The organism is Shinella fusca (assembly GCF_014203155.1).
In the GTDB taxonomy this organism is placed as follows: Bacteria; Pseudomonadota; Alphaproteobacteria; order Rhizobiales; family Rhizobiaceae; genus Shinella; species Shinella fusca.
Map to the genome: position 1 here is coordinate 401,966 of NZ_JACHIK010000004.1, position 21,450 is coordinate 423,415.

Annotated in this window: 15 protein-coding genes and 4 pseudogenes; 6 read left to right on the top strand and 13 right to left on the bottom strand. The window is 63.3% G+C overall.

From position 1 onward, the window contains the following. Window positions 1–27 precede the first annotated feature (27 nt). Window positions 28–1,716 (top strand): amidohydrolase, encoded by a 1,689-nt coding sequence (locus HNQ66_RS08910; protein ID WP_184143206.1) that lies wholly within the window; start codon window positions 28–30, stop codon window positions 1,714–1,716. 27 nt (window positions 1,717–1,743) lie between these two features. Here the strand turns inward: HNQ66_RS08910 and HNQ66_RS23575 are convergent. Together HNQ66_RS23575 and HNQ66_RS08915 are read right to left on the bottom strand one after the other, a co-directional pair. Next, window positions 1,744–1,952 (bottom strand): annotated as a pseudogene (locus HNQ66_RS23575) (sugar ABC transporter ATP-binding protein); the annotation flags it as partial. Next, window positions 1,953–2,146 (bottom strand): annotated as a pseudogene (locus HNQ66_RS08915) (sugar ABC transporter permease); the annotation flags it as partial. 46 nt (window positions 2,147–2,192) lie between these two features. Between HNQ66_RS08915 and HNQ66_RS23580 the strand changes: the two are divergent. Then, window positions 2,193–2,408: pseudogene (locus HNQ66_RS23580) on the top strand (cupin domain-containing protein); the annotation flags it as partial. A gap of 36 nt (window positions 2,409–2,444) precedes the next feature. Here the strand turns inward: HNQ66_RS23580 and HNQ66_RS23705 are convergent. Next, a pseudogene (locus tag HNQ66_RS23705) lies at window positions 2,445–2,633 on the bottom strand (sigma 54-interacting transcriptional regulator); the annotation flags it as partial. On the opposite strand from HNQ66_RS23705, the gene HNQ66_RS08925 reads away from it, so the two are divergent. Beyond that, window positions 2,616–2,975 (top strand): ATP-binding cassette domain-containing protein, encoded by a 360-nt coding sequence (locus HNQ66_RS08925; protein ID WP_246434256.1) that lies wholly within the window; start codon window positions 2,616–2,618, stop codon window positions 2,973–2,975. The pseudogene HNQ66_RS23705 and the gene HNQ66_RS08925 overlap by 18 nt on opposite strands. Window positions 2,976–3,143: 168 nt before the next feature. Here HNQ66_RS08925 and HNQ66_RS08930 read toward each other — a convergent pair whose 3' ends face one another. After that, window positions 3,144–3,530, bottom strand: a complete 387-nt coding sequence (locus HNQ66_RS08930; RefSeq protein ID WP_184143208.1) for a VOC family protein — start codon at window positions 3,528–3,530, stop codon at window positions 3,144–3,146. A gap of 5 nt (window positions 3,531–3,535) precedes the next feature. Further along, window positions 3,536–4,009, bottom strand: coding sequence for a MarR family winged helix-turn-helix transcriptional regulator (locus HNQ66_RS08935; protein ID WP_184143210.1), 474 nt, complete (start codon window positions 4,007–4,009; stop codon window positions 3,536–3,538). A 77-nt stretch (window positions 4,010–4,086) separates the two neighbouring features. On the opposite strand from HNQ66_RS08935, the gene HNQ66_RS08940 reads away from it, so the two are divergent. After that, a complete protein-coding gene (locus HNQ66_RS08940) occupies window positions 4,087–4,305 on the top strand; it encodes a hypothetical protein (RefSeq protein ID WP_184143212.1) in 219 nt (72 codons plus the stop codon). A gap of 238 nt (window positions 4,306–4,543) precedes the next feature. Here the strand turns inward: HNQ66_RS08940 and HNQ66_RS08945 are convergent, their stop codons facing one another. The 4 genes from HNQ66_RS08945 to HNQ66_RS08960 all read right to left on the bottom strand — a co-directional run bounded on the left by HNQ66_RS08945 (window position 4,544) and on the right by HNQ66_RS08960 (window position 13,827). Next, the gene (locus HNQ66_RS08945) at window positions 4,544–5,092 is read right to left on the bottom strand and encodes an invasion associated locus B family protein (RefSeq protein ID WP_184143214.1); all 549 of its coding nucleotides are present in this window, start codon (window positions 5,090–5,092) and stop codon (window positions 4,544–4,546) included. A 1-nt stretch (window position 5,093) separates the two neighbouring features. Beyond that, on the bottom strand, window positions 5,094–11,102 hold the full coding sequence (locus HNQ66_RS08950) for a YDG domain-containing protein (RefSeq protein ID WP_184143216.1): 6,009 nt from the start codon (window positions 11,100–11,102) through the stop codon (window positions 5,094–5,096). A gap of 10 nt (window positions 11,103–11,112) precedes the next feature. Next, a complete protein-coding gene (locus tag HNQ66_RS08955; protein ID WP_343059460.1) occupies window positions 11,113–12,834 on the bottom strand; it encodes a ShlB/FhaC/HecB family hemolysin secretion/activation protein in 1,722 nt (573 codons plus the stop codon). 63 nt (window positions 12,835–12,897) lie between these two features. Then, a complete protein-coding gene (locus tag HNQ66_RS08960) occupies window positions 12,898–13,827 on the bottom strand; it encodes a hypothetical protein (protein ID WP_184143218.1) in 930 nt (309 codons plus the stop codon). A gap of 343 nt (window positions 13,828–14,170) precedes the next feature. On the opposite strand from HNQ66_RS08960, the gene HNQ66_RS08965 reads away from it, so the two are divergent. Continuing rightward, window positions 14,171–15,808, top strand: coding sequence for a winged helix-turn-helix domain-containing protein (locus HNQ66_RS08965; protein WP_343059461.1), 1,638 nt, complete (start codon window positions 14,171–14,173; stop codon window positions 15,806–15,808). Between the two features lie 284 nt (window positions 15,809–16,092). Here the strand turns inward: HNQ66_RS08965 and scpB are convergent, their stop codons facing one another. Together scpB and HNQ66_RS08975 are read right to left on the bottom strand one after the other, a co-directional pair. After that, window positions 16,093–16,779 carry an SMC-Scp complex subunit ScpB gene (gene scpB, locus HNQ66_RS08970; protein WP_184143220.1) on the bottom strand — a complete coding sequence of 229 codons (687 nt, stop codon included), beginning with the start codon at window positions 16,777–16,779 and terminating at the stop codon, window positions 16,093–16,095. 2 nt (window positions 16,780–16,781) lie between these two features. Next, window positions 16,782–17,735, bottom strand: a complete 954-nt coding sequence (locus tag HNQ66_RS08975; RefSeq protein ID WP_184143223.1) for a DUF1403 family protein — start codon at window positions 17,733–17,735, stop codon at window positions 16,782–16,784. A gap of 125 nt (window positions 17,736–17,860) precedes the next feature. Between HNQ66_RS08975 and HNQ66_RS08980 the strand changes: the two genes are divergently transcribed. Continuing rightward, window positions 17,861–19,009 carry a tyrosine-type recombinase/integrase gene (locus tag HNQ66_RS08980; protein ID WP_184143225.1) on the top strand — a complete coding sequence of 383 codons (1,149 nt, stop codon included), beginning with the start codon at window positions 17,861–17,863 and terminating at the stop codon, window positions 19,007–19,009. Between the two features lie 34 nt (window positions 19,010–19,043). Here HNQ66_RS08980 and repC read toward each other — a convergent pair whose 3' ends face one another. Together repC and repB are read right to left on the bottom strand one after the other, a co-directional pair. Then, window positions 19,044–20,264 carry a plasmid replication protein RepC gene (repC, locus tag HNQ66_RS08985; RefSeq protein ID WP_184143227.1) on the bottom strand — a complete coding sequence of 407 codons (1,221 nt, stop codon included), beginning with the start codon at window positions 20,262–20,264 and terminating at the stop codon, window positions 19,044–19,046. Window positions 20,265–20,420: 156 nt separating this feature from the next. Then, window positions 20,421–21,395 carry a plasmid partitioning protein RepB gene (repB, locus tag HNQ66_RS08990; RefSeq protein ID WP_184143229.1) on the bottom strand — a complete coding sequence of 325 codons (975 nt, stop codon included), beginning with the start codon at window positions 21,393–21,395 and terminating at the stop codon, window positions 20,421–20,423. Window positions 21,396–21,450 lie beyond the last annotated feature (55 nt).

The following is a 21,450-nucleotide window of genomic DNA, read 5'->3' on the forward strand; positions in this document are numbered from 1 at the left end:
GACCAGGGACACAACCGGGAGGAGCCCATGACTGTCACCGCCGACCTCATCATCCGCAACGGCGCCATCCGCACCATGGACGAAGCCCGACCGGCCGCGCAGAGCATCGCCGTGCTCGGCAACCGCATCGTCCGGGTCGGCTCGGATGCGGAATGCGCCCCGCTGGAAGGGCCCGAAACCCGCGTGATCGATGCCGGGGGCAACACCGTGCTGCCCGGCTTCAACGAAGCGCACCTGCATATCTTCGGCGGCAGCATTTCGCTGCAGCAGCTCTCCGTCGCCACCGTCAAGGGCGTCGAGGACCTGGCAGCACGCATTGCCGACTGGCGGGCACAGCATCCGGGCCTTCGCTTCATCGTTGGGCATTCGGCGCTCTACAATTTCATCTCCGACGAACGCATGCCGACACGCGAGGACCTCGATGCGGCCTGCCCGGACCTGCCGGTGTTCATCTCCTCGGCCGACCATCACACCGCATGGGCAAACACGGCGGCCCTGAGGCTTGCCGGCATCGAGCGGGGCGCGGAACTCCGCCCCGGAACCGAGGTCGTCGTCGGGGCGGATGGGCTTGCGACGGGCGAGCTGCGGGAAGCCCCGGCCATGAACCTTGTCTATAAGCTTTCCCCCTCCGGCGGGCGGGATATCCTTGGCGCCGTCACCAGCGCGGAAGAGAGCGGCATCACGGCGGAAGAGCGCGCCGGGGACATGGCGGTGCTGCGCAAGGGCCTTGCCTATTGCGCCGCGAACGGCATCACCTCCATCCAGAACATGGACGGCAATTATTACCAGCTCGATATGCTCCGGGAGCTTGACGCCAATGGCGAACTGCCGGTGCGCGTGCGGGTGCCTTATCTGTTCAAGCCCGGCACGGCCCTCGAGGACATCCGCAGCGCCGCCGACTGGCGCGAGGAATTCCAGAGCGACTTCCTGACCTGCGACTTCGTCAAGGTCTTTGCCGACGGCGTGGTGGAATCGGGAACCGCCGTACTCGTCGACGGCTATACCGATGCGCCGGATCACAACGGCACGCCGCTTTTCCCCGGTAACGAACTCAGCGAAGCGATCGTTCTTGCCGATGCTCTCGGGTTGCAGGTTGCCGTGCATGCCATCGGCGACGGCGCCGTCCGGCAGGTGCTGGATGCCTATGAGGATGCACGCGGGAAGAACGGCAAACGCGATTCCCGCCACCGTATCGAGCATATCGAACTGCTGCAGGAGAGCGATTTCCCGCGCTTCGGCGAACTCGGCGTCGTTGCTTCGATGCAGCCGGCCCACCCGCCGGGTGCGATGGATTTCCCGACGGAAACCTATCTGCCACGCATCGGCATCGAGCGCGAAGCCATCGCCTTCCGCACCCGCGAGCTGCTGGAAGCCGCCGTGCCGCTGGTGTTTTCATCCGATTGGCCCATCGCGCCTCTTGCACCGCTGGCGAACATCCAGGCGGCCGTCACGCGGCAGCCCTGGAGGGAAGGCGGCAAAGACCAATCGGTTACCATCGACCAGGCGTTGCATGCCTACACACGGGCCGGCGCCTGGGTGGAATTCAGGGAAAGCCAAAAAGGCAAGCTCGCACCGGGCTTCCTGGCCGACATCGTCATCCTCGACAGCGATCTTGCGCAAGTTCCGCAGACCGATCTCGCGCGCGTCTCGATATCGATGACGATTTGCAATGCATGCATCACCTATTCCAGGGATGGGAATACGCCGACCCCGTGATAAGCACGCTCCTGCCCTCACGTCTCTTCATCGGATTGCCAGCCCCTTGTCGTCGAAGCGGTGGATACGGTTCTCGTCCGGGGTGAGGAAGACGGCGTCGCCATGGGTGGCGGCAAAGTCACCGTCGGCGCGCACCGTCATCGTGCCGACGCCATCGACATAGACGTGCAGAACATGTCGGAGCCGAGATGCTCGGCGCCCACGACGCCCTTCCAGGTGCCGGTCTCCCTGGAAAGCCGGAAGCCGAGCGCCCTATTGATATCCGCCAACACCCCGTAGCCCGGATGCATGATTATGTTCTTCCACACGAGTGCGGCCACCGGCGGCATCACGAAGAAGGACAGATGATCATAATGCACACGATCCCCTGCCCCCACATCGGCTGGTCGAGGAGAAGCGCAATCGCAATCCCCCCGACCACGGTGAGCACTCCCGCTTCAAATCACCCTTATCGGCTAACAGACAGGAGACCGGCAATAGACATTCTACGGGCAGGTACACGATCCTCGGCAAAGGGCCGGAGGCCTGGTTCACCGGGACGGTACACATCGATCCGCTCTTCAACCCGTTCGGTGCAGGGCGCGCAGGTGACCTTCGAGCCGGGCGCGCGCACCGCCTGGCATACCCATCCGCTCGGCCAGACGCTCATCGTCGTCTCCGGCCTCGAACGCGGGAATGGCGGCGCAGTTGAGCGCCATGAAGGGGCGACCACGGCGCCTGCCGAGATCGTAGAGGGCGCGGGCCACCACCTCTTTGCCCGTTCCCGTCTCGCCGTTGACGAGCACGTCGACATCGAGGTCGCAGAGCGGAGCGAGGCGACCGCGGAGTGCGACGACCCCGGGCGACGAACCGATGAAGCGGCTTTCGAGCTCCGCCTTCAGCAAACCCAGACCCGCACCGTGGTCTTCGTCACCCACGATCTCGATGAGGCCATCCGCCTGGCGGACCGCATCGCCATCATGGAAGCCGGCCGCATCATCCAGATCGGTACGCCGGAGGAACTGGTAACCGAGCCCGCCACCGATTATGTGCGCCGCTTCGTCGCCAAGGTGCCGCCGGCCTGCGTCGTTCGTGTCGCATCGATCATGACCGCGGAAGCCGGCCCCGCAACCGCGGGCGTGGATGTCGACGCGACCATCGCCGACATCGCCCCGCAACTCGTCGCCGCCACAGACCGTCTGCCCGTCGTCGACGGAGTGAGGCAGGTCGGCTGGCTCGACCGTTCGGCGGCCCTGGCGACGCTTGCAGCAAGGACATAGGAAATGTCGTGGCGTTGATGGGAATCTTCTATTTGTTCAACATGCGCCACCTGCACCGTACGTCCTTCGGTCTGGCCGGTGCGATGGGCACCCCTGCCGTGTTCGCCGCCATCGCGATCGTCGCAGCCGCGCATCATATCTATCGCAGGCCCATATCGGTATTTATCACTAAACCTTCTCACCCATGTGTGTGCCGAGCCACCAAACGTTACCGAAGGCATCACGTATCCCCGCGGACCGATCGCCATAGCCGAAGGTACCTGGTTCGCTGAGGGACTCGGCACCAAGCGCCAGGCACTTGCGATACGTCTCGTCGACATCCGACACATAGAGATGGGTCGAGTTCTGAAATGTCACATTCCGCGAACCGACCATGACGACCGAGTCGTCGATAGCCACAGCGGCATGCATGATCGTTCCATCCGTCCGCTCGATCCTTGAGATTTCGCGGCCGTCGAAGGCCTGCTTGAGAAAATCAACCAGGCCTGCAGCATCCGATACGAGAAGATAGGGCGACACGGCGGCATGGCCCGTGGGGCGATAGGGTACTGTCATGCTTTTCACCTGTTCGAAAGCGTCGTTTCAACTGCGATACGGAAGCGCTCCAGAAAGTGCAAAACTGCCGGATCGACCTCGTGGCCCAACACGGCGGAAACGGCTGCCGTCCAGCGCTCCCGTTCGCTTCTGATCATCTCCAAAGCAGCCCTGCCTTGGGGTGTCAGGCAGACAAGCGGATAGCGGCGATGCCTTGGGTTTTCATTGAGCGCCGCGGAGCCTTCTGCGACGAGTTCGTTGGCGATCCTTTGGACGCCTTGCCGTGAACCGTTCTTGATCCGCGCAATCTCGGCGACCGTTTTTGGCCCGTCGTCCAATGCGTTCAGCACCTGCCATCGTGCTCCCGTCTGACCTGCCGGCTCGGATATCCGATTGGCTGCCGCCTTCAGCACGTCATCGAGCCGGAAAATCGTAAGGATCAACTCTTGAATCATGTCGTTGGCTTCTGTATCCATTTGTGACAATATGCTGTCATGCATGCAGCTTCGTCAAGTGAAGCGGTGCAAAACACAGTCGGCTCATCGTCGAGGAAATGGCGATTAGGGAGTGACATGAGATGCGCAATGAACGGTATATTGCCCGCTATTTCTGCAGCGTCGACAATCCGGATGCCGTTCGGACATGGTTTGTCTTTGATCGTCAAACCGGCGCGCCATTGAGCGATGAAGATGGCATTCGGATGTTTACGGGCGAAGAAATCCGCGATTTCGTGCGCGCGTCCACGATCGCAGCAATTGTTGATGACGATGCCGCGCCGGGCGAATTATCCGTTTGATTTCGACTGGCCCCGTGAGCCACACTTCATACGCTTTGCCGCCGAATGTCGGGCATGTGCGCAGAGCCGAAAGTCCAAGTCATCGATCCGGAACGTGGGATGGCTTCGACGGCGATTGGTTGCCAAGCAACCCCTTTTATGATCTGCCCAGGGCCGGACAATCGGGCGCAGGCCTGCCCGGCGGTTCCGTGGTCTACGAACATCGTTATGTGATCGGAAAACGCCCGCGCGCGGCTCTCTACTTCGTCAACTCGGAGACGCGGCTCAACGCAGCCGAAAAGCCCTTCAGCGAAATCTTGAGCTCCACGGGCTGAGGCGGCGAAAACGACCGGGCAGCGAGATTGAGCGCCGTGCCGCCCTTGAGCTTCGCGATGTCATCCGCTTCGAACGAAATCGGCGCGAGGCACCCCTGCGGCAGGCAGGTCGAAAACGGCAACACGCGGCTTTTCCCGGCACCGTCGATGGTCACGGTGGCGCCCTCGGAAAGCAGCAATCCAAACGGAAGGAGAAGCGCTCCGTTCAGCTTGTCCTGCGCAGCCGAAAACTCGACCGTCACGACATTCTGCCCCGTCTGCGTGTTGCTCTGCACCTGCCGCATGACGCAGAAGCTTTGCCCGTCGCGCTCCTGGCATGCGACGACCCAATCCTGATAGGTTTCGACGAGCGAGCCGGCGCCGCCCGGCAAAGGCGCTGCCTTTGCCGGTGCAAGCGTTAAACCGAGAAGGGTGGCAGAGGTGACGCTCGCCAGCGTCCATGCGATTTTACCGAGTGACTGTTTGCTGGCCATTTCATTGCCCATTCTCAAAAAGTGTGCCGTCATTCACCGACGCGACCCACGGCCATTCCGGAAAGTCCACCAGCACCGGACCGGCGAGCAGACGCGCAGTATCGAAGACAACAAGTTCGTCCGTCGGAAAGCCCTCGGGCACCAGCGTCAGCGGCGGCAGGGGGCTGGCGAACGGCGCATTCACGTCTGCCGTTGCGACTGCCGTGTCATTGCTCAGCACATAATTCCTTGCGTCGACGCCGCCGAGGCGCAAACCTGTAATGGTGATCGCCTTGTCCTGTCCGGGGCTCGCATCACCGAACTGGCCATGGCCGCTCGCGACCTGCAGCACGTCGCCCGCCACCGCACCGATGAAGACCGTCTGTGTATAGTCGAGCAGCGCTCCGGTGGTTCCGTCATAGGCCTTGTTCACGCCGCGAATACCGGTGATGGCGGAGATCGTCGCACGAGCGATATCGGCCGTCGTCGCCGCGGTTCCGGTGATCGAATAGTTCTCCGCATCCTGACCGAAAAGCGTGATGCCACCAATCGTTACGACCTTTCCGGCACCGGCGTTCTTGTCGGCGAACAGGGAACTCGCATAGGCGAAGAAGACCTCGTCGGATCCAATAATGCCATCGAGCTGGCCGCCCGTGACCGTTGCCGACGTGGTGCCGTCATAGACTTTCCCGGCCGCCGTGAAGCCCGACATCGAGAGGCTTGCGCGCGCGATATCGGCGGCGGCCGCCGCCGTCGTGTCACCGAGCACGTAGTTGCCGGATGATGCACCGCCGAGCACGATGCCCGTAATGTTCACCGTTTTGCCGCTGCCGGCATTCTTGTCTTCGAAGGCTCCGCTGGCGGCGGCGACTTCGAGGTCATCCCCATCGACCATGCCGGTGAAGCCCGCGCCCGACGTCGCGAGCGAAGCGGCGGTGGTTCCGTCGTAGGTCTTGCCGGATGCCGCAATACCCGTGACGGCGGATATCGTCGCCCTGGCAATGTCGGCGGTCGTCGTCGCCGTCGTGTCGGCCAGCGTATAGTTGCCGGCGTCGTCACCCGACAGGGCAATGCCACTGATCCTGACGGTCTTGCCGTTCCCGGCATTCTTGTCTTCGAAGGCGCCGGTTGCGCTGGAAACGATCAGGGTGTCGCCGCTGACCATGCCGGTGAAGCCGGCATCATCGGTGTCAACCGTCGCAACGGTCGAGCCGTCATAGGTTTTGCCGGATGCTGTAATGCCCGTGACGGCGGAAATCGTCGCCTTGGCGATGTCGGCGGTCGTCGTCGCCGTCGTGTCGGCCAGCGTATAGTTGCCGGCGTCGCCGCCAGACAGGGCAATGCCGTTAATCGTGACGGTCTTGCCGTTCCCGGCATTCTTGTCCCCGAAGGCAGCACTGAGGAATGTCGATGACAGATCGTCATCGGCGATCATGTTGTCGATCGTTCCGGCGGTGGTGATCTGCGCCCCGGTCGAACCGTTGTAGACCCTGTCGGCAGCCGCATAGCCGTCGATGGAGACCGCACGCTTCTCGATGGTGGCGGTCGTCGAGGCTGTCGTGCTCGAGAGTGTGTAGTTGCCGGCATCGTTACCCCCGAGGATGAGGCCGGAAATGTTGACCGTCTTGTCGTTCCCCGCGTTCTTGTCGCCGAATGCACCGATAGAACTTGCAACCGTCAGAACGTCGTTCAGGACCATGCCGGAGAAGGATACGCCCGAGAAGTTGAGGGTCGCGTTTGCCGTACCGTCATAGACCTTGTCCGAAGCGGTGATACCCGTGACGCTGCCGATCGCGGCCTTCGTGATGTTCGCGGTCGTGGTGATCGAACTCAGATCCAGGATGTAGTTGTCGGCGTCGGCACCGCCGAGCACGAAGTTCCCGACGGTCACCTCCTTGCCCGTTCCCGCATTCTTGTCCGAGAACGTGCCGGTGGCGGCGGAAAGCAACAGATCTTCGCCGGCGACGAGCCCCTCGAAAGTCACCCCGGAAAAGTCCAGTGTGGCCGAGGTCGAGCCGTCATAGGTCTTGTTTGCGGCGAGTATGCCTGAAATGCCGGTGATCACGGCGCGGATGATATCGACCGCATAGGTGCCGCTGGCGAGCGTGTAGTTTGAAGCGAGGCCGGTGCCATCGGCCAGCGCGAGCGTTCCGAGCGAAACGACCTTGCCTGTTCCCAGGCCGTTGTCGACCATCGCGCCCTGCCCGGTCAGGGTCAGCGTCTCATCATTGGCGAGATTAAGGAGAGTGAAGATGGACGCATCGAGAACGGACGTGCGGTCATAGCCACGATTACCGAGAAGCGACACAACGCGTTTGTTGATCGTCAGGCCGCCGGCGTCGAAGCCCATATAGTAGTCACCGGCCTCGCCCGCCGAATAGGTCATCGCGAAGATGTCCTGCGTTGACCAGTCATAGGTACCGACATTGGTGGACGTCGTGATGGCACTGCCCCACCCGACCGTTACGTTGTCCGCGCCGATGCCGCTGACGACGACACCGTTGGTCGAAGGCGTGTCCCCGTAGGTGCCGGTGGCGTTGCCGCCGACACGCACATAGTAATTGTAGACCGGAGCCGATGTGAGGGTGCGGAGAACCGGTGCGCCGCCGGCCTTGGGCGTGGCCCAGGCAGAGGCGAAATCCCAGCCCGCCGCAATGAGGCGGAACGGATCGATGAGCTGCTGCACCGCAAGGTCCGTCACCGTCCCGCAGGCCGCGTTGCCGCAGGCGCCGCTGCGGCCCGTGGCAGCGGAACTCCAGCTGCTGTCGTCGATCGTGGACTGGTTCTGCCCGACGAGCCCGCCGGTATTGTAGCTTCCGCTGACCGTACCCATAGCGAAGGCATTGCTGACCGTGCCAAGGTTCACCCCGACCAGGCCGCCGACATTCTGGCTACCGTTCACCGTGCCCGAAGCGTAGGAGAATTCGACAGCGTCCTGATTGACGCCAACCAGACCGCCGATGGCATTGCTGCCGCTTACCGCGCCCGTGGCATAGGCATTCCTGATGCTGGCGATTGTCCTTCCCACCAGCCCGCCGACATTGTCGGAGCCGGTAACGCTGCCCGCCGCGTAGGCCGTATCGATCTGCGCGGTGTTCTGGCCGATCAGCCCGCCGGTATAGTTCGCGCCGACTACGCTCGCCGTCGAGAAGACATTCTCGACGACCCCGTTATTGGCCACCCCCGCGAGGGCTCCGGTGCTGTTGCGCCCGATTACCTTGCCGCCGACGAGGCCGACATTGCGGATCGTTGCGCCATACGTCTGCCCGAACAGGCCCACGCCATCCATGTCGCCCCGGTTGATGACGAGATTGGAAATCGTATATCCCCGTCCATCGAAGGTGCCGCTGAACAGGCCCACGCCAGCGTTGTCGCCCACCCCGAAGAAGCCCATGCCGTCGGAAGACGACGTGGCCCACATGTCGGAGCGGCTGCCATCGGTCAGCAGGCTGCCGAAGTCGATATCGTGCAGCAGACTGTAACTTGCACCGGGGTTCAGCACCATGAGCTGAAGCTGGTTGATGCTGGAAATGACGGTCGAATATTCCGACCGCAGGAAGGGGCGGGTATTGCCCTCGATCATGAACCAGTCGTTCACGAAGTCCCATCCGACATAACTCGCCTGCGTCAGCATTTCAGCGGTCGTGTAGGCGGCGACATTGGACGTCTGAGGGGCTGCCCAGTAGGGTTCCTTGAAGATCAGCCGGTCGGTTCCAGCTGTTTCCTTGTCGAAAAAGCTGTCGGTTATGAACGCTTCCCCGTTGGCGACACCGATAAAACCGCCAACATTCTGACCGCCGCTGACCCCGCCTGAAGAGAAGGACTGCGACACGGTTCCCTTCGACAGCCAGCCGACCAGCCCGCCGACGCTGGAATCGCCGGAGACGCTGCCTGTTGCGTAAGACTGTGTGACGCTGTTCGTGTCGCGCGACATATAGCCGACCAGGCCGCCGATATTCGCGCTGCCGTAGACCGAACCGGTCGCATAGGAGCGCAACACGGTGCCACCGTCCAGATAGCCGACCAGACCACCGACATTACCGGATCTGTCTCCGCCCACACTGCCGGTAGTAAAGGAATCCGTGACCGTTCCATTACTGTATCCGACGAGTCCACCCAGGTTCCGGCGGCCTTGAATATTCATCAACCTGACATCGCCCGTCGTGTGGGAGCGACTGATCGAACCCAGTTCATTGTACCCGACCAGACCACCGACATTGCCGTCGGCGCTGCCGTTGTTGCTGACACCGGTTACGGCTGCGCTGGACCAGGTGTTGTCGATCGCTCCCGATGAGGAATAACCCACCAGAGCGCCGACATTGATCATGCCCAAGATGCTGCCACCGGAAATCCCGATATTGCGGATGATGCCGCCATTGCTTCCCGAACCACCCAGAAAGCCGACCAGGCCGATCTCATTTTCACCGGGACGATCAATCGTCAGATTCTTGACGACATGGCCGAGCCCGTCGAGCGCGCCGGTAAACCGCGACCCGTAGTCGCCGAGGGGATCGAAACCCGCACCGCCGTTCCAGCCGGCCGTTGCCGTCGCATCGATATCGGCACCCAGCACATAATAGCCGGAAAGGTTGCCGTTGATGCCCTGAAGGTCGCTGCCGGTCGTGCTGCCGGCCGCACCGAGCGCGGTTATGACGGTCCAGTCGATCGCCGCGGCCGCCCCCTTCTGCGTGCGGAACAGGCTGCCTGCGGCAAGGTTGACGGAAGCATTGATCGTGTAGCTGCCGGTGGCGGTCGTCTGTGCGTACTGGAGCACGAGACCATCCGTCAGGCTCGTGCCTGTCGATGTGAGCGTGGCGTTGATGACGATATTGTTGTCCGCCCGCAAGGTCAGGGCATGCGAGCCCCATGTCACCGAGGCATTGACGTTGATGTTGCCCTCATCACCGCCATTGCCGTCGTTGTAGGTGGAGACCTCCACGTCACCGGTCGCAAGCGCCGTCTCCAGCGCGGTCGCATAGTTGTTGTCGATGGTGATGTTCACCGGGTCGATGACCCATTTGCCGCCGCCGGTATCCACCTTCGCCGTCTTGTCGAGTGTCACCTTTGCGGCGGAGGTTTCCACCCGCTTCGCCTTGAGCTTTCCAGCGACCCTGACCTCGCCGTTCTGCATGTCGCCGAGCAGCAGGATGCGGCCGTCACGCGTCCCGATGGAACTTGCCTCGATGGTGCCGGAGTTGTTGACGACACCCTTCATGGCCGCCGACGCGCCCTTGGCCGTCAGGATGGCGACACCCTTGTCAGCCTTGATGACGCCCTTGTTCTCGACCAGCGTCTCCATGGTCGAGCCCTTCACCTCCACCGACAGCAGGCCGTCGCCGTCGAAGTCGAGAAGGACGTCCGTTCCGCCCGCCAGGGCGGTATTGCCGGTGATTGTGCCCGCATTGGAAACGGATGGCGCGATCAAGGCGACCGTGCCGCCGACGATGTCACCCTCGTTGACGATCGATCCGCCGGTGCCCGTGAAACTGTAGGTGCCGGAGAGGAATTTCTCGTCGCTGATACCGAGGGTGGAGGCAACAAAGGCACCGGTCTGCACGCGACCGGTCTTGCCGATCGCCACGCCGTTGGGATTGATCAGGAAGACCTGCCCATTGGCAGTAAGATTGCCGAGAATCTGCGAGGGGTCCTGCCCGATCACACGGTTCAGGGCGACAGAGGACGCGCCCGGCTGGTTGAAGGTGACGGAATTGCCCGCGCCGACGGAGAAGCTCTGCCAGTTCGCGATCATCCGGTCGGAGGACTGGTTGATCGTCATGGCCCCGCCGTTTACGCCGATCGTCGCCGAGCCGGATACGACCTGCCCGCCCGTTGGCAGGGCATCCTGCGCCATCGCGGAGGAAAGCGCCATCGAGGACAGAAGTCCCGCAAGCGCGCCGGCTGCGATACCGCTTGCCGGCAACCTGTTCCTGCGCCGTCCAGACTTTCCGCCGCCCGCGCCGACGGCGCATTCCGGCACGACGATCAGACGACCGAGGCTCTTCGACCAGATATGCCTGTAGATCCTGTTCATGTTTCCACCCTCAGAACTTGATAGCGCCCTGCAGCCAGAACTGGTGGCGGCGCGTGCTGCCGTCCGCGTTCTCGCCGGTGAGGCGGTCGCGGCCGGGATTGGAGCCGAGCGCATGCGCCCAGGCTGCGGAGAAGCTCAGATTTTCACGAGACCAGCGCGCCGAAACGCCGGCGCTGGCCAAGCCGTAATCGTTGCAGCCGCACACACTGGCGGCAGCAATGCCATTCGATTGCCGGTTCAAGCGCACGTAACCGGCATCCAGGAACGTCGCGAATTGCAGCGCTCCCCACATGTCGGGCACCGGGGCGTCGTAGCGAAGCTCGAGCGTGCCGAGCACGCCCATGTCGCCGCGGCCTTCACCAACGGGATAACCACGCACGCCATACGGCCCCCCGAGCGAAAAATCCTGCGAACTGTCGAGGTTCTTGTTCGCCCACTGGGCACCGACCCGGCCGAACAGCGAAAGATCACCCGGGAGCGCCTGCAGGCGCGATACCTGCGCATTCAGCGTCTGGAAACTGCCCTGTGTCTGCAGGCTTGCCTCATCGGCGGCCATCGCGCCGGGAACGCGGGAAAGATCGAGGTCACCGAGGGTCCACCCGAGCGACCAGCTTGTCAGCCCGCCACCCAGAATGTCATCACGCACGTCACCGGCTATGCCGAAGGTGCCCGCGATAACGCGCTTGTCCTGAAGACGGCCGACAAGGCTGTCGTCGATCAGGGCCTTCCAGTCGAGATCGGCGGTCAGCCGGACATTGACGTCACGCGAACGCACCAGGCTGTAATCGAGACCGACACCGGCATAGTGGGCCTGCCCTTCCAGACCGAGAACGGAACCGACCGCATCGACATTGCGGTAATCGAGAAATCCGTAATTGGCGCTGAAGGAGAGCGGGCCGGTGCCGAGCGGCATGCTGAACGCGGCCTGTGCGAATTTTTGCCCTTCGGAAACGGTGGTCGTAAACCGTGTGACATCGCCGTATCCGGAGAGATCGGTCAGCACAAACTGCCCGTTTGCCTGCGCCCTGCCGGTGGACGACGAGCCGGCATTGTCACCCCAGAGGCTGGCGGAGAAAAGCGGCGCCTGCTCCACGCCAATGACAAGCCGGCTTGTCTGGGGTGCCGCGCCCGCCATCAGCCTCGCTCGCGCCGTGACGCCGGGATGATCGTTCATCCGCAGCAGTACCGCCTCGAGATCCTTCTTCTCCACACCGTCGGCAGGAAGCTCCGCCGCGAGACCTTCGAGCCTGCCCTGGCGGGCTCGGACGTCTCCCTTGCGCTCGACGACTTTTTCGCTGAGATGCCCTTCGCGTATTTCGACGCGCACGACACCTTCGGTAATGTCCTGGGGCGGGAGAACCGCGAAAGCCAGAAGCCGCCCTTCCTTCTGGGCGGCGATCGTCACCGTGTCGGCGATTGCCTTTATGCCGGCAATGCCGAGGCACTGGCCCTGCACGGCCGAGGCGATGCGCGCACGTTCCTTCTCCGGCAGGATATCGACCTTGCCGGTGAAGAGCAGGCTTCGCACAATGATCGTCTGCCCCTGCTGGGCGCCTGCGACGGGCCTTTCCTGCGCGGACGCATCGTCTTCGACGGAGGGCAGCCTGTCGGGGCGCAGACTATCCTCGCGCCTCTGCTGCTCGCGCAAGAGCGCACCCGCGTCCTGTGCCGCAGCCGGCAGGGATGTTCCGGCCAGAAGCAGGCACAGAAGAGCCGAAATCCTGAAATGCACGACAATTTCCTCTAAGGTATCCCCGGCGTTGACGAGCCGCCCGGCGGCGTCATCCGCCCAGATTTATGAAAAGGCGTCTCGATCGTCGCCGTCCATTTTTGACACGTGCCAGTTGGCGCCTGTCTGGGCTGCGGTAACGGTGAAGGCCTTGTCGAGCGCAAGCAGCTTGCAGGCCTGTGCCCGCGCGTACTCCGTGTAAAAATTCTGCGAGATCCAGATACGGGAATGGCCCCGCCTGCCGCTCCAGCCTATTCCCCCGATCGATTCCGCCTCGGCGATCTTCCGGCTGGCATGCGCGCGGGACAGTCCGAAAGAGCGTGCAAGATCCGAAATCGAGCTGACATCGGTCAGGTAACCGCCGTCGACCCGCGCCACCGTCCGGTCGATACCTGCGACGAGCCGGTCCATCAGAAGACCGCCGGCATCCGCCCAGGTGAAGATCGTATAAAGCGGCCCCGGCGTGCGCACGTCCGGGTTCGACAGAATGGTGTTGCCCGCAATGGGGGCGAGACCGACCAGATGGTTTTCGGGATCGGCAAGAAACCAGGCATTCCGGGTTCCGCCATCAAGCATGTCGAGCGCTCGGAAATGAAGGCTGTACCAGCGGATCAGGATCAGCAGGGTGCCGTCCGAGGGCGCGAACACATCGTCGAAGGGCCGGATGACGCCATACTTCAACGCTTCGTCGAAGAACGCATGGGCGGTGTTGCGACTGGCAATGCCATGCTGCAGGGCCAGTTGCGCCATGCCGCGTCGTGTCAGGCGAGGCTGACCGTCCGCAACACCACGAAAATGCTCCGCAAGTGCCGCGTGGCAGAGGAGCCATCGCTGTTGTGTCGCAAACAGCGCTGCGGCTCTGGGGGCGACTTCGTGGATAGCGACGAAATCTGCCGACATCATCGCCACGGCGTCGGCAAACCTCGCGCCCGCTATCAGCCGGTCGGCATCCCCGGCCGCGGCTGCCACGCCTTGTAACTCGAATACATTTCCCATTGCGTGGCGCTCGTCCCGCCTGAATTACACGGAGACAGGCAAGCCTTCGACGCGATCCCGATGGATCGCATCGCCGCTGTCTGCCAGGCTCCGTTCTGTTCCGGTGCATCACAGCGGCCCCGGGCCGCGCGTGAAAAACCCTAGGCCAGGTCGGCCGATGCGGTCCTGAACGCGGCGGCGCAAACGTCTGAAAGATTCTGAAATTTTTCTGAAATTGCGGGAAGATGCCATGCGGGCCATGGCAGAAACCACACCGAAATGCTCTCTCCCAACGCGTGTTGACGGTAGCGCTTCAGCCTCTCTATGGTGCGTCGCCATTGCGGCCAGCAGCTTTGGGGGAAGCGTGTACAGTTTTTCGGGATTCACGCTGGATCCGGACCGGAGGGAAGTACGAGACCCGAACGGTGAACTGGTACGCTTGCGCCCTAAGGCCTTCGAGCTTCTGCGTTTCCTTGTCACGCACCAGCGACACCTGCTCGCCAAATCGGAGCTCATGGACGCCGTCTGGCCAGGTATCCATGTCGGGGAAGACAGCCTCTTTCAGGCCATCCGTGAAATCCGAATCGCGCTCGGTGACGACGACCGGCGAATGGTCCGGCTCGTGTCCGGTCGTGGTTATCTGTTCGCTGTCGACGTCTCTGCAGCAAATAGCACCGAACCGGAGGACGGTGCACCAACCCCACCGCAAACCTCTGCCGGCCGTGCTCCCGGCAACCGCAGGCATGTTGTTCCCGCTGTGCTTGTCCTGCTCCTGGTTGTGGCGATCGCCGCATTCTTCTTGCACGGTAGTGCCTTCAACAACCTTCCGCCCTCGGTCAGTGTTCGTCCGATCGTTCATGATGCCGGAGATGCAGAGGGTACCGCCTTGTCGCAGGGGATTCTTACCCAGCTCGTCGCCGGGCTTTCGAAGATCGACGGCATCGACCTGATCGAACAGGAGGGGCCGCACACGGCGGGGCAACAGGCTGCGACATACGAAATCCAGGGAGAACTGCGTCGCGAGGAGCAATCATGGCACTATCAGGCCCGCCTCGTTGATCTTGCGAGCGGGCGCATTGAATCCGTTGCTGAGATATCGTCGGATGCGGCAGAGGGCAGCGCGCAGTTGCTGCAAACCAGACTGGCGGCGCGCGCCGGCTATGCCTTCGCTGACAGGCTGAACAGTCTTCAGCTCAAAGGGCAGGCAGCACGCGACCCCGCAGGCGACGTCGCAATACGTCAGGCGATAGCCTCGATCAACCAGACGACGCAGGAACGCTTCGCGACGGCGCTTGCAATCCTCGAAAAGAGCCTCTCCGCCGATCCCGACAATGTCGATCTGCAGGTCGCGCTCGCAGCACTTCGCCTGCGTGGCGTGCAGATGGCCTGGTACGATCCGGCCAGAAGCCTCGAGGCCGAGGAAGACGCCCGCGTTCTTCTGGAGCGGGCATTGAAGGCGCGGCCCAACGCGGTCGCCATATTGGGCGCCTACTGTCGCTTCCTGACGGTAACAAACCAGTTTTCCGAAAGCCTGGTCGCCTGTGCGCGGGTTCTTACCGCCAATCCCTGGGACGGGACGGCACTCTTTCATCTCGGCATGACGCACGTTCAGCTGGGCCGTTTCGCCGATGCGCTTGCTGTCTTTTCACAAGCGGATCGTTTCGACACACCCGAGGTGTCACGGTGGACGTGGATGCTGGGCGCAGGCTGGGCGAGCCTCCTGATGGACCGGAACGAAGACGCCGTCACCTGGCTGGAGCGCTCGGTTGCCATCACGCCGGCATCCGGCCGGGCCTACATGCTGCTCGCCGCCGCCTATCAAAATCTCGGCCGAACCGCGGATGCGAAGAACGCCTTTGCCAAAGCGATGGAAATCAGGCCGCAATCCACGGTGCGCAACATCTCCCTGCCCGCCCGCAATACCAGTGATATCTACCTGCGTGCCCGCCAGAGCATCAATCGCACCCTTGCCCAGCTCGGCTTGCCGAATGAAACGCCCTGAAACGACGCTCACCAGCCCACCGACAACACCAGCCAAGCCTAGCTCTCGCAGAGATGTTTGCTCGACAGGAATTATTCGAACTCGAGTGGTATTGTAAATTTCGACAGCACCACCACTACATTAACTCGCTATCGATATGGAATCGCACAGAACGAATAGAAACTGAGTTTGCTACAGGGCTAGGAATCCTACACATTCCACCTGAATTCGGCCTGACTGTTATCGACGGTGGCCCAACGTTGCGGACGGGCTCTATCTGCGAATGCTGGTACGGTAGATACGGCCTAGCTTTCGTCTGTTGTATCCTGCCCATACTTTGAAATCTCTACCATTTCTTTCCGGCTGAGCAGCCCGGCATCCTCCAGCGCCTCGATGTCGGGCAGATCGCGCAGCGTCTGCATGCCGAAGGCTGAGAGGAACTGCTTCGTCGTGACATAGGTGTAGGGCGCGCCCGGCGTCGGGCTGCGCGGGCCGGAGGCGAGGAAACTGGCATTGCGGAGGCTCGCAATCGTGTCGCGGCTGACCTCCTTGCCGAAGATTTTCGACAGGTCGCCGCGGGTGATCGGCTGGAAATAGGCGATGGCCATCAGCACCATGGCCTCGAAGTCGGACATTACAGGCGCCGCATTCCGCGTTGATGTCTGCGACGCCCGGATCGCGGATGCGTAAGCCGAACGGCTTCGATGCTGCCAGCCGCCCGCAACGGCGACGATCTCGTAGGACCGGTCCCGCAATTCCGCGCGCAGGTCGTCGATCAGGAGGTCGATGCTGCAGTCCCTGCCGACGACACGGGCCAACGCCTCCCGGCTGACCGGCTCTGCCGCGGCAAAAATCACCGCCTCCACCCGCAGCATCCATTCGCGCCAGCGCAGGGCCGGCGGCAGTTCGGCCAGTTCCCGATCCAAGAGGACTTCGTCCTCCGGTGACGATCTGCGGTTTCGCCGCGTGCCGCTTGCGTCCGGTTCAACCATCGTCACAGCCCATAGATCCGGAACGAGGTGCGGCCGGACAGCTCCCGCACGGCGCCAAAGCCTTCCAGCCGGTCGAACAGCCGGGTCGCCGCCCAGCGCGAGAGGCCGCTGCCCAGGGCCGAAGCCGGCACGGCATCGTCCTCGAGCAATTTCGCGATGACCGCGTCGGCGCCCCGGGTGCGGACCTTCGGCGCGGCGACGACAAGCGCATCCGCCCGGCGGGCGATTTCCGATGCCGAACGCAACGCCGCGCCGGCTCCTTCGGTCAGGGCAAGGCAGACGGCCCGGGCAAAGGCCGGATCGCCCGGGCGCACGCGTCCCCTGCCCCCGAGCGTCTTGAAGGCCGGGCCGTAGCGCTCGGCCATCAGCAGCGGCACAGCAAAATCCCATTTCAGCATTACGGCGATCAGCCCATCGGCCAACACCCACGCCAGCGGCTCGGCATCCGGGCGCGCTGCGCAGATCGCCGACACCAGGTCCGCCGCGGCGAAGGGGGCCGGCCGCCCGGCCTGTAGCATCCTGTCGCCATGGTCGACGGCTTCGGCAAGCCGCTCATCCCGGACGAGGCCCAGCAGATCGGCCAGTTCCATCATGCTTTTCGTCGAAAAGCCGGGTTTTCGCGCAGAAAACCTCTTGGTGGCCAAGAACACTTTTCCAGCCGGGCCAGGATCGTCACCGGCCGCCGTCAGCAGCACGGCATCACGCAACGCTGCCTCATCCTCGCTGCGGCCCATCAGCCGGATCGCGGCGGCGGCGCATTTCAGCGCCTGTCGCGCGCGCCAGCAACCGGCCCAAATGGGTGCGGCGCGGACAAGATCGTCCAGCGATTTCAAGGCGATGCCAGTAGCAAAGGCGGCATCGAGGTCTCCCGGCTCGCGGCCGCGCGACAGCGCCCAGCCGGGAATGTGCGGCAAAGGCGATGCGGGGACCGGAACGGAGATGGCGCGCGAATCCATGCCGGGAAGACTACAGCAATCGTGCGGTTAGGGCTACGGAGAACCCATAAAACCGCACGGCTTGTCGAACCATTATAACGAACGATAATCTTGCATTATCGTTCATTATGCCGTCCTATGAGGAAATGACCTCTCCCATCGAGCAGAACAGCGAAAAGCCCGCTCCGGAACACGCTACGCCGGCGGATAATACAGCGCTTGCGGTTAATGTTTCGCTTGCGCCGGTGTCGGCCGCCCTCCCCTCCCCTTCCCCGGAAGGCCGTTCCGGCGCGACCGCGCATCTGCAGGATCTCACCGATCGCGCCCGCGCCTATGTCGAGGCCGCCGCCTCCGCCAATACCCGGCGCGCCTATGCCTCCGACTGGAAGCATTTTGCCGCCTGGTGCCGGCGGCAGAACCTTCCGCTTCTTCCTGCCGACCCGCAGGTCGTCGGCCTCTACATCACCGCCTGCGCCGCCGGCAGCGCCGCAAGCACGTCTGCAGGCGCCGGCAGGCCGATGAGCGTTTCGACCATCGAACGGCGGCTGTCGTCGCTTTGCTGGAACTATGCCCAGCGCGGCGGAGAAAAGCTCGACCGCAGGGACCGCGCCATCGCCACCGTCCTTGCCGGCATCCGCAACAGGCATGCCGCCCCGCCGCGGCAGAAGGAGGCGATCCTGCCGGAAGACCTGATCGCCATGCTGGAGACGCTCGACCGGGCAAGCCTGCGTGGCCTGCGCGACCGGGCCATGCTGCTGATCGGCTTTGCCGGTGGCCTGCGCCGCTCGGAAATCACCGGCCTCGACCTCGGGCGTGACCAGAGCGAGGATGGACGCGGCTGGGTCGAAATCTTCGATCGGGGCCTGCTCCTGACACTGCGCGGCAAGACCGGCTGGCGCGAGGTGGAGATCGGCCGCGGCTCCTGCGACGCCACCTGCCCCGTCGTCGCGCTCGAAACCTGGATCCGCTTTGCCAGGATCGCCAGAGGACCGCTCTTCCGCCGCGTGACCGGCAAAGGCAAGGACGTCGGCCCCGACCGGCTCAACGACCAGGAGGTGGCCCGCCTCGTCAGGAAGACGGCGCTGGCCGCCGGCGTGCGCGGCGATCTTCCCGAGGCCGAGCGCGGGCAGAAATTCGCCGGCCATTCGCTGCGCGCCGGCCTTGCCTCCTCGGCCGAAGTCGACGAACGCCACGTCCAGAAGCAGCTCGGCCACGCGTCCGCCGAAATGACCCGCCGCTACCAGCGCCGGCGCGACAGGTTCCGCATCAACCTTACCAAGGCTGCCGGACTGTAGAGTTTCGCAAACGGCCGATGAAACCCACATGGCGCTATCCGGCATTCCCGACGCTATCCCTATTGCCGTTCGCCCGCAGCAGGGCCATGAGCATCGGGCCGAGGGAGAATTCGCCGCGCGCGGCCTTTCGCGTCAGATCGCGCAGATAGCCGCCCGGTGAGCTGATGTGCCCTGCCCTTTCGAGGATGCAGGCGATGGCGACCGCGGCATTTTCAGGCCCCATGACCTCGCAGGCTTCCTGATAAGCCGAGGGACTGACCCCCAGCATCGAGCGGACCACCACCGCGGCCGTCATCAGGTCCCGCCAGTGCGAAATGGCACCGTCCGGGCCATACATCGCGATATCCGGGCATGCCCGCAGCACCATGCCCAAGGGGAACGCCTTCAGCGGCTCATGCCGGCGTTCGTTCTGGATCGCCGGCTTCGCGCCCTGCTCGTCTTCTGAGCGAGGTTCAAGTTCATTGCTGGATTCGGGATTTGAATTCTGTTTGTGCTGACGCCATTCGGCATCATTGGCGTCGGTTTTTTGAGAAAGAAGCAAATCTTCCAGCATGTTGGAGATTTCCTCCTGCAACAGGGAAAGCTCGTCGAGGCAGTCTGCGAGATCGGACAGCGTCTTTGCTGCGCGAAGGCGGGCGACGGCCGCAAGATACTGGTCCTCCACGAACGCCCAGTCGCCCCCGGCGCCCTCTTCCATGGCGGCGGAGATGAGCTTGCGGATGTTGCGGCGGGTAATGGTGATCCGCTCCCGGACGATCTTCAGCCGGCGGCGCTCCTCGGCGACCTCCTGTGCCATCTGCGCCAGCTCCTCGGCGCGGGCAAGCAACGGCGCGAGATTGAAGCCGTAGGCCGTCTCGATCGCCCCGTCCCTGCTCTTGCGGGCGTAGCGCTTGCCGTTCGGGCTGTCCTGGCGATGGATGAGGCCCGCCTGGACGAGGAGCGCCAGGTTCTCACGGAGCGTCGTGCCGGCAATGCCGTTCGCCCGGGCCGAGAGCTGCGCGTTGGATGGAAAGACGACGAGGTTGTCGCCCTCCTTCAATTCCACCTCGGGGTGGAAGGAGAGAAGCGCGTTGAGAACGGCAAGCGCACGGTCCCGCACGCCAAGCAGCGTGCGCGCGTCGCAGGCGTCCCGATAGATCTTCCACTTGTCCGCGGATTTCCCGCTCCTGATATTGGCCGTCTCGAACTGGCCTTTCACCAGCGCAAGCGTCATCGGCCGCCGCCCGAAGGGCGTCGTCACATGTCCACTCTGCATCTTTCTTCACCTTCCAGAAGGCAAAAGAAATCCGCTCACCAAATTCGGTGCCAAAGACTCTTGACTGTGATTCGTGGAAATGCGATTCTCGGAGTGCTTAGATCTGAGAGAGGCTTCCACGTGGGCAACCGCTTGGGGGCCTTTTTCTTTTGCTGTTCAGTCTCCCCTGTTTTCTTCGTCCAGGAACTGCGCATAGAGCGCATCCAGATTGCGTGACAGAAAATCGCCGAAACGCACGGCGTTCTTCGCCTTCATCGAAAGCGAGAAAACCTTCCCGCTGTTCTTGATCTCCGCGACGACCGCGCGGTCCTGCGGCTCCCATTTCGCCTTGCCCGCCGCCGGCTCCGTCTTCTTCACGGTGCGCGCGGAGGTATTGAGCGCGCCGTACAGCGACAGGAAGCGCTCGTCCGAAGGCAGGTCGCGGAAGCCGGGCGCACCGGCGAGCTCGCGCGCCTTGCCGAGGCTGGAGGCCTTGCCGACCAGCAGCGACAGCTCCACCCAGCGCTCGCGCCCGATGCCGGGCGTCTCGCCGATGGCGTGGATAACGTCGGCGGGGATGCGCTCGGTCACCGACATCATCTTCGAGACGGCGGCCGCATTGGCGGCAAGCGCCGCCGAGATCACCTCGCGGTCGTAGCCAAGATCATCGAGCCGGCGCGCAAAGAGGGCCCGCTCGATGAACGTCAGGTTGGCGCGGGCGGAATTCTCCTGCCCCTGGGCGATGACGTGGGTCCGATCGTCGATCGTCTTGACGACGGCCTTCACCTTGCGGCCGAGCTCGCGCGCGGCGCGAAGGCGGCGGTGGCCGAAGACCACCTGGTAGCGCCCGGCAAGGCTCGCATGGGGACGCACGAGAATGGGGGTATCCTGGCCGCGGCTGCGGATCGCCTCGACGAGCTCGCGGAAATCGTCGTTGTCCTGCGCCAGGCGGTCCTGCACGAAGGAATCGTCGATGAGATCGGGATCGAACTCGACGACCGCCTCCCCCTCCAGGAAGCGGTCGGCCTGCCGGGCGAGCTCGTCCAGCGAGCGGACGAGCGACTTGCCCGCCCCGCGCATCGGATAGGACGATGGGCTCGCCGTGTCGTCCGTCAGAGTGGCCAAGCCCTCGAGAAGATTCTTCCGCGCCATTCCTTCATTCTCCGATAGGCTTCAGCCTATTGTTTTTCCTTCATTAAACGTCGTT

Bases quoted from the DNA above. Each gene is read 5' to 3' on its own strand.
- repB (WP_184143229.1), bottom strand. From the start codon at position 21,395: ATGGCGCGGAAGAATCTTCTCGAGGGCTTGGCCACTCTGACGGACGAC.
- HNQ66_RS08980 (WP_184143225.1), top strand. From the start codon at position 17,861: ATGACCTCTCCCATCGAGCAGAACAGCGAAAAGCCCGCTCCGGAACAC.
- scpB (WP_184143220.1), bottom strand. From the start codon at position 16,779: ATGGTTGAACCGGACGCAAGCGGCACGCGGCGAAACCGCAGATCGTCA.
- repC (WP_184143227.1), bottom strand. From the start codon at position 20,264: ATGCAGAGTGGACATGTGACGACGCCCTTCGGGCGGCGGCCGATGACG.
- HNQ66_RS08930 (WP_184143208.1), bottom strand. From the start codon at position 3,530: ATGACAGTACCCTATCGCCCCACGGGCCATGCCGCCGTGTCGCCCTAT.
- HNQ66_RS08940 (WP_184143212.1), top strand. From the start codon at position 4,087: ATGCGCAATGAACGGTATATTGCCCGCTATTTCTGCAGCGTCGACAAT.
- HNQ66_RS08945 (WP_184143214.1), bottom strand. From the start codon at position 5,092: ATGGCCAGCAAACAGTCACTCGGTAAAATCGCATGGACGCTGGCGAGC.
- HNQ66_RS08975 (WP_184143223.1), bottom strand. From the start codon at position 17,735: ATGGATTCGCGCGCCATCTCCGTTCCGGTCCCCGCATCGCCTTTGCCG.
- HNQ66_RS08935 (WP_184143210.1), bottom strand. From the start codon at position 4,009: ATGCATGACAGCATATTGTCACAAATGGATACAGAAGCCAACGACATG.
- HNQ66_RS08950 (WP_184143216.1), bottom strand. From the start codon at position 11,102: ATGAACAGGATCTACAGGCATATCTGGTCGAAGAGCCTCGGTCGTCTG.
- HNQ66_RS08910 (WP_184143206.1), top strand. From the start codon at position 28: ATGACTGTCACCGCCGACCTCATCATCCGCAACGGCGCCATCCGCACC.
- HNQ66_RS08960 (WP_184143218.1), bottom strand. From the start codon at position 13,827: ATGGGAAATGTATTCGAGTTACAAGGCGTGGCAGCCGCGGCCGGGGAT.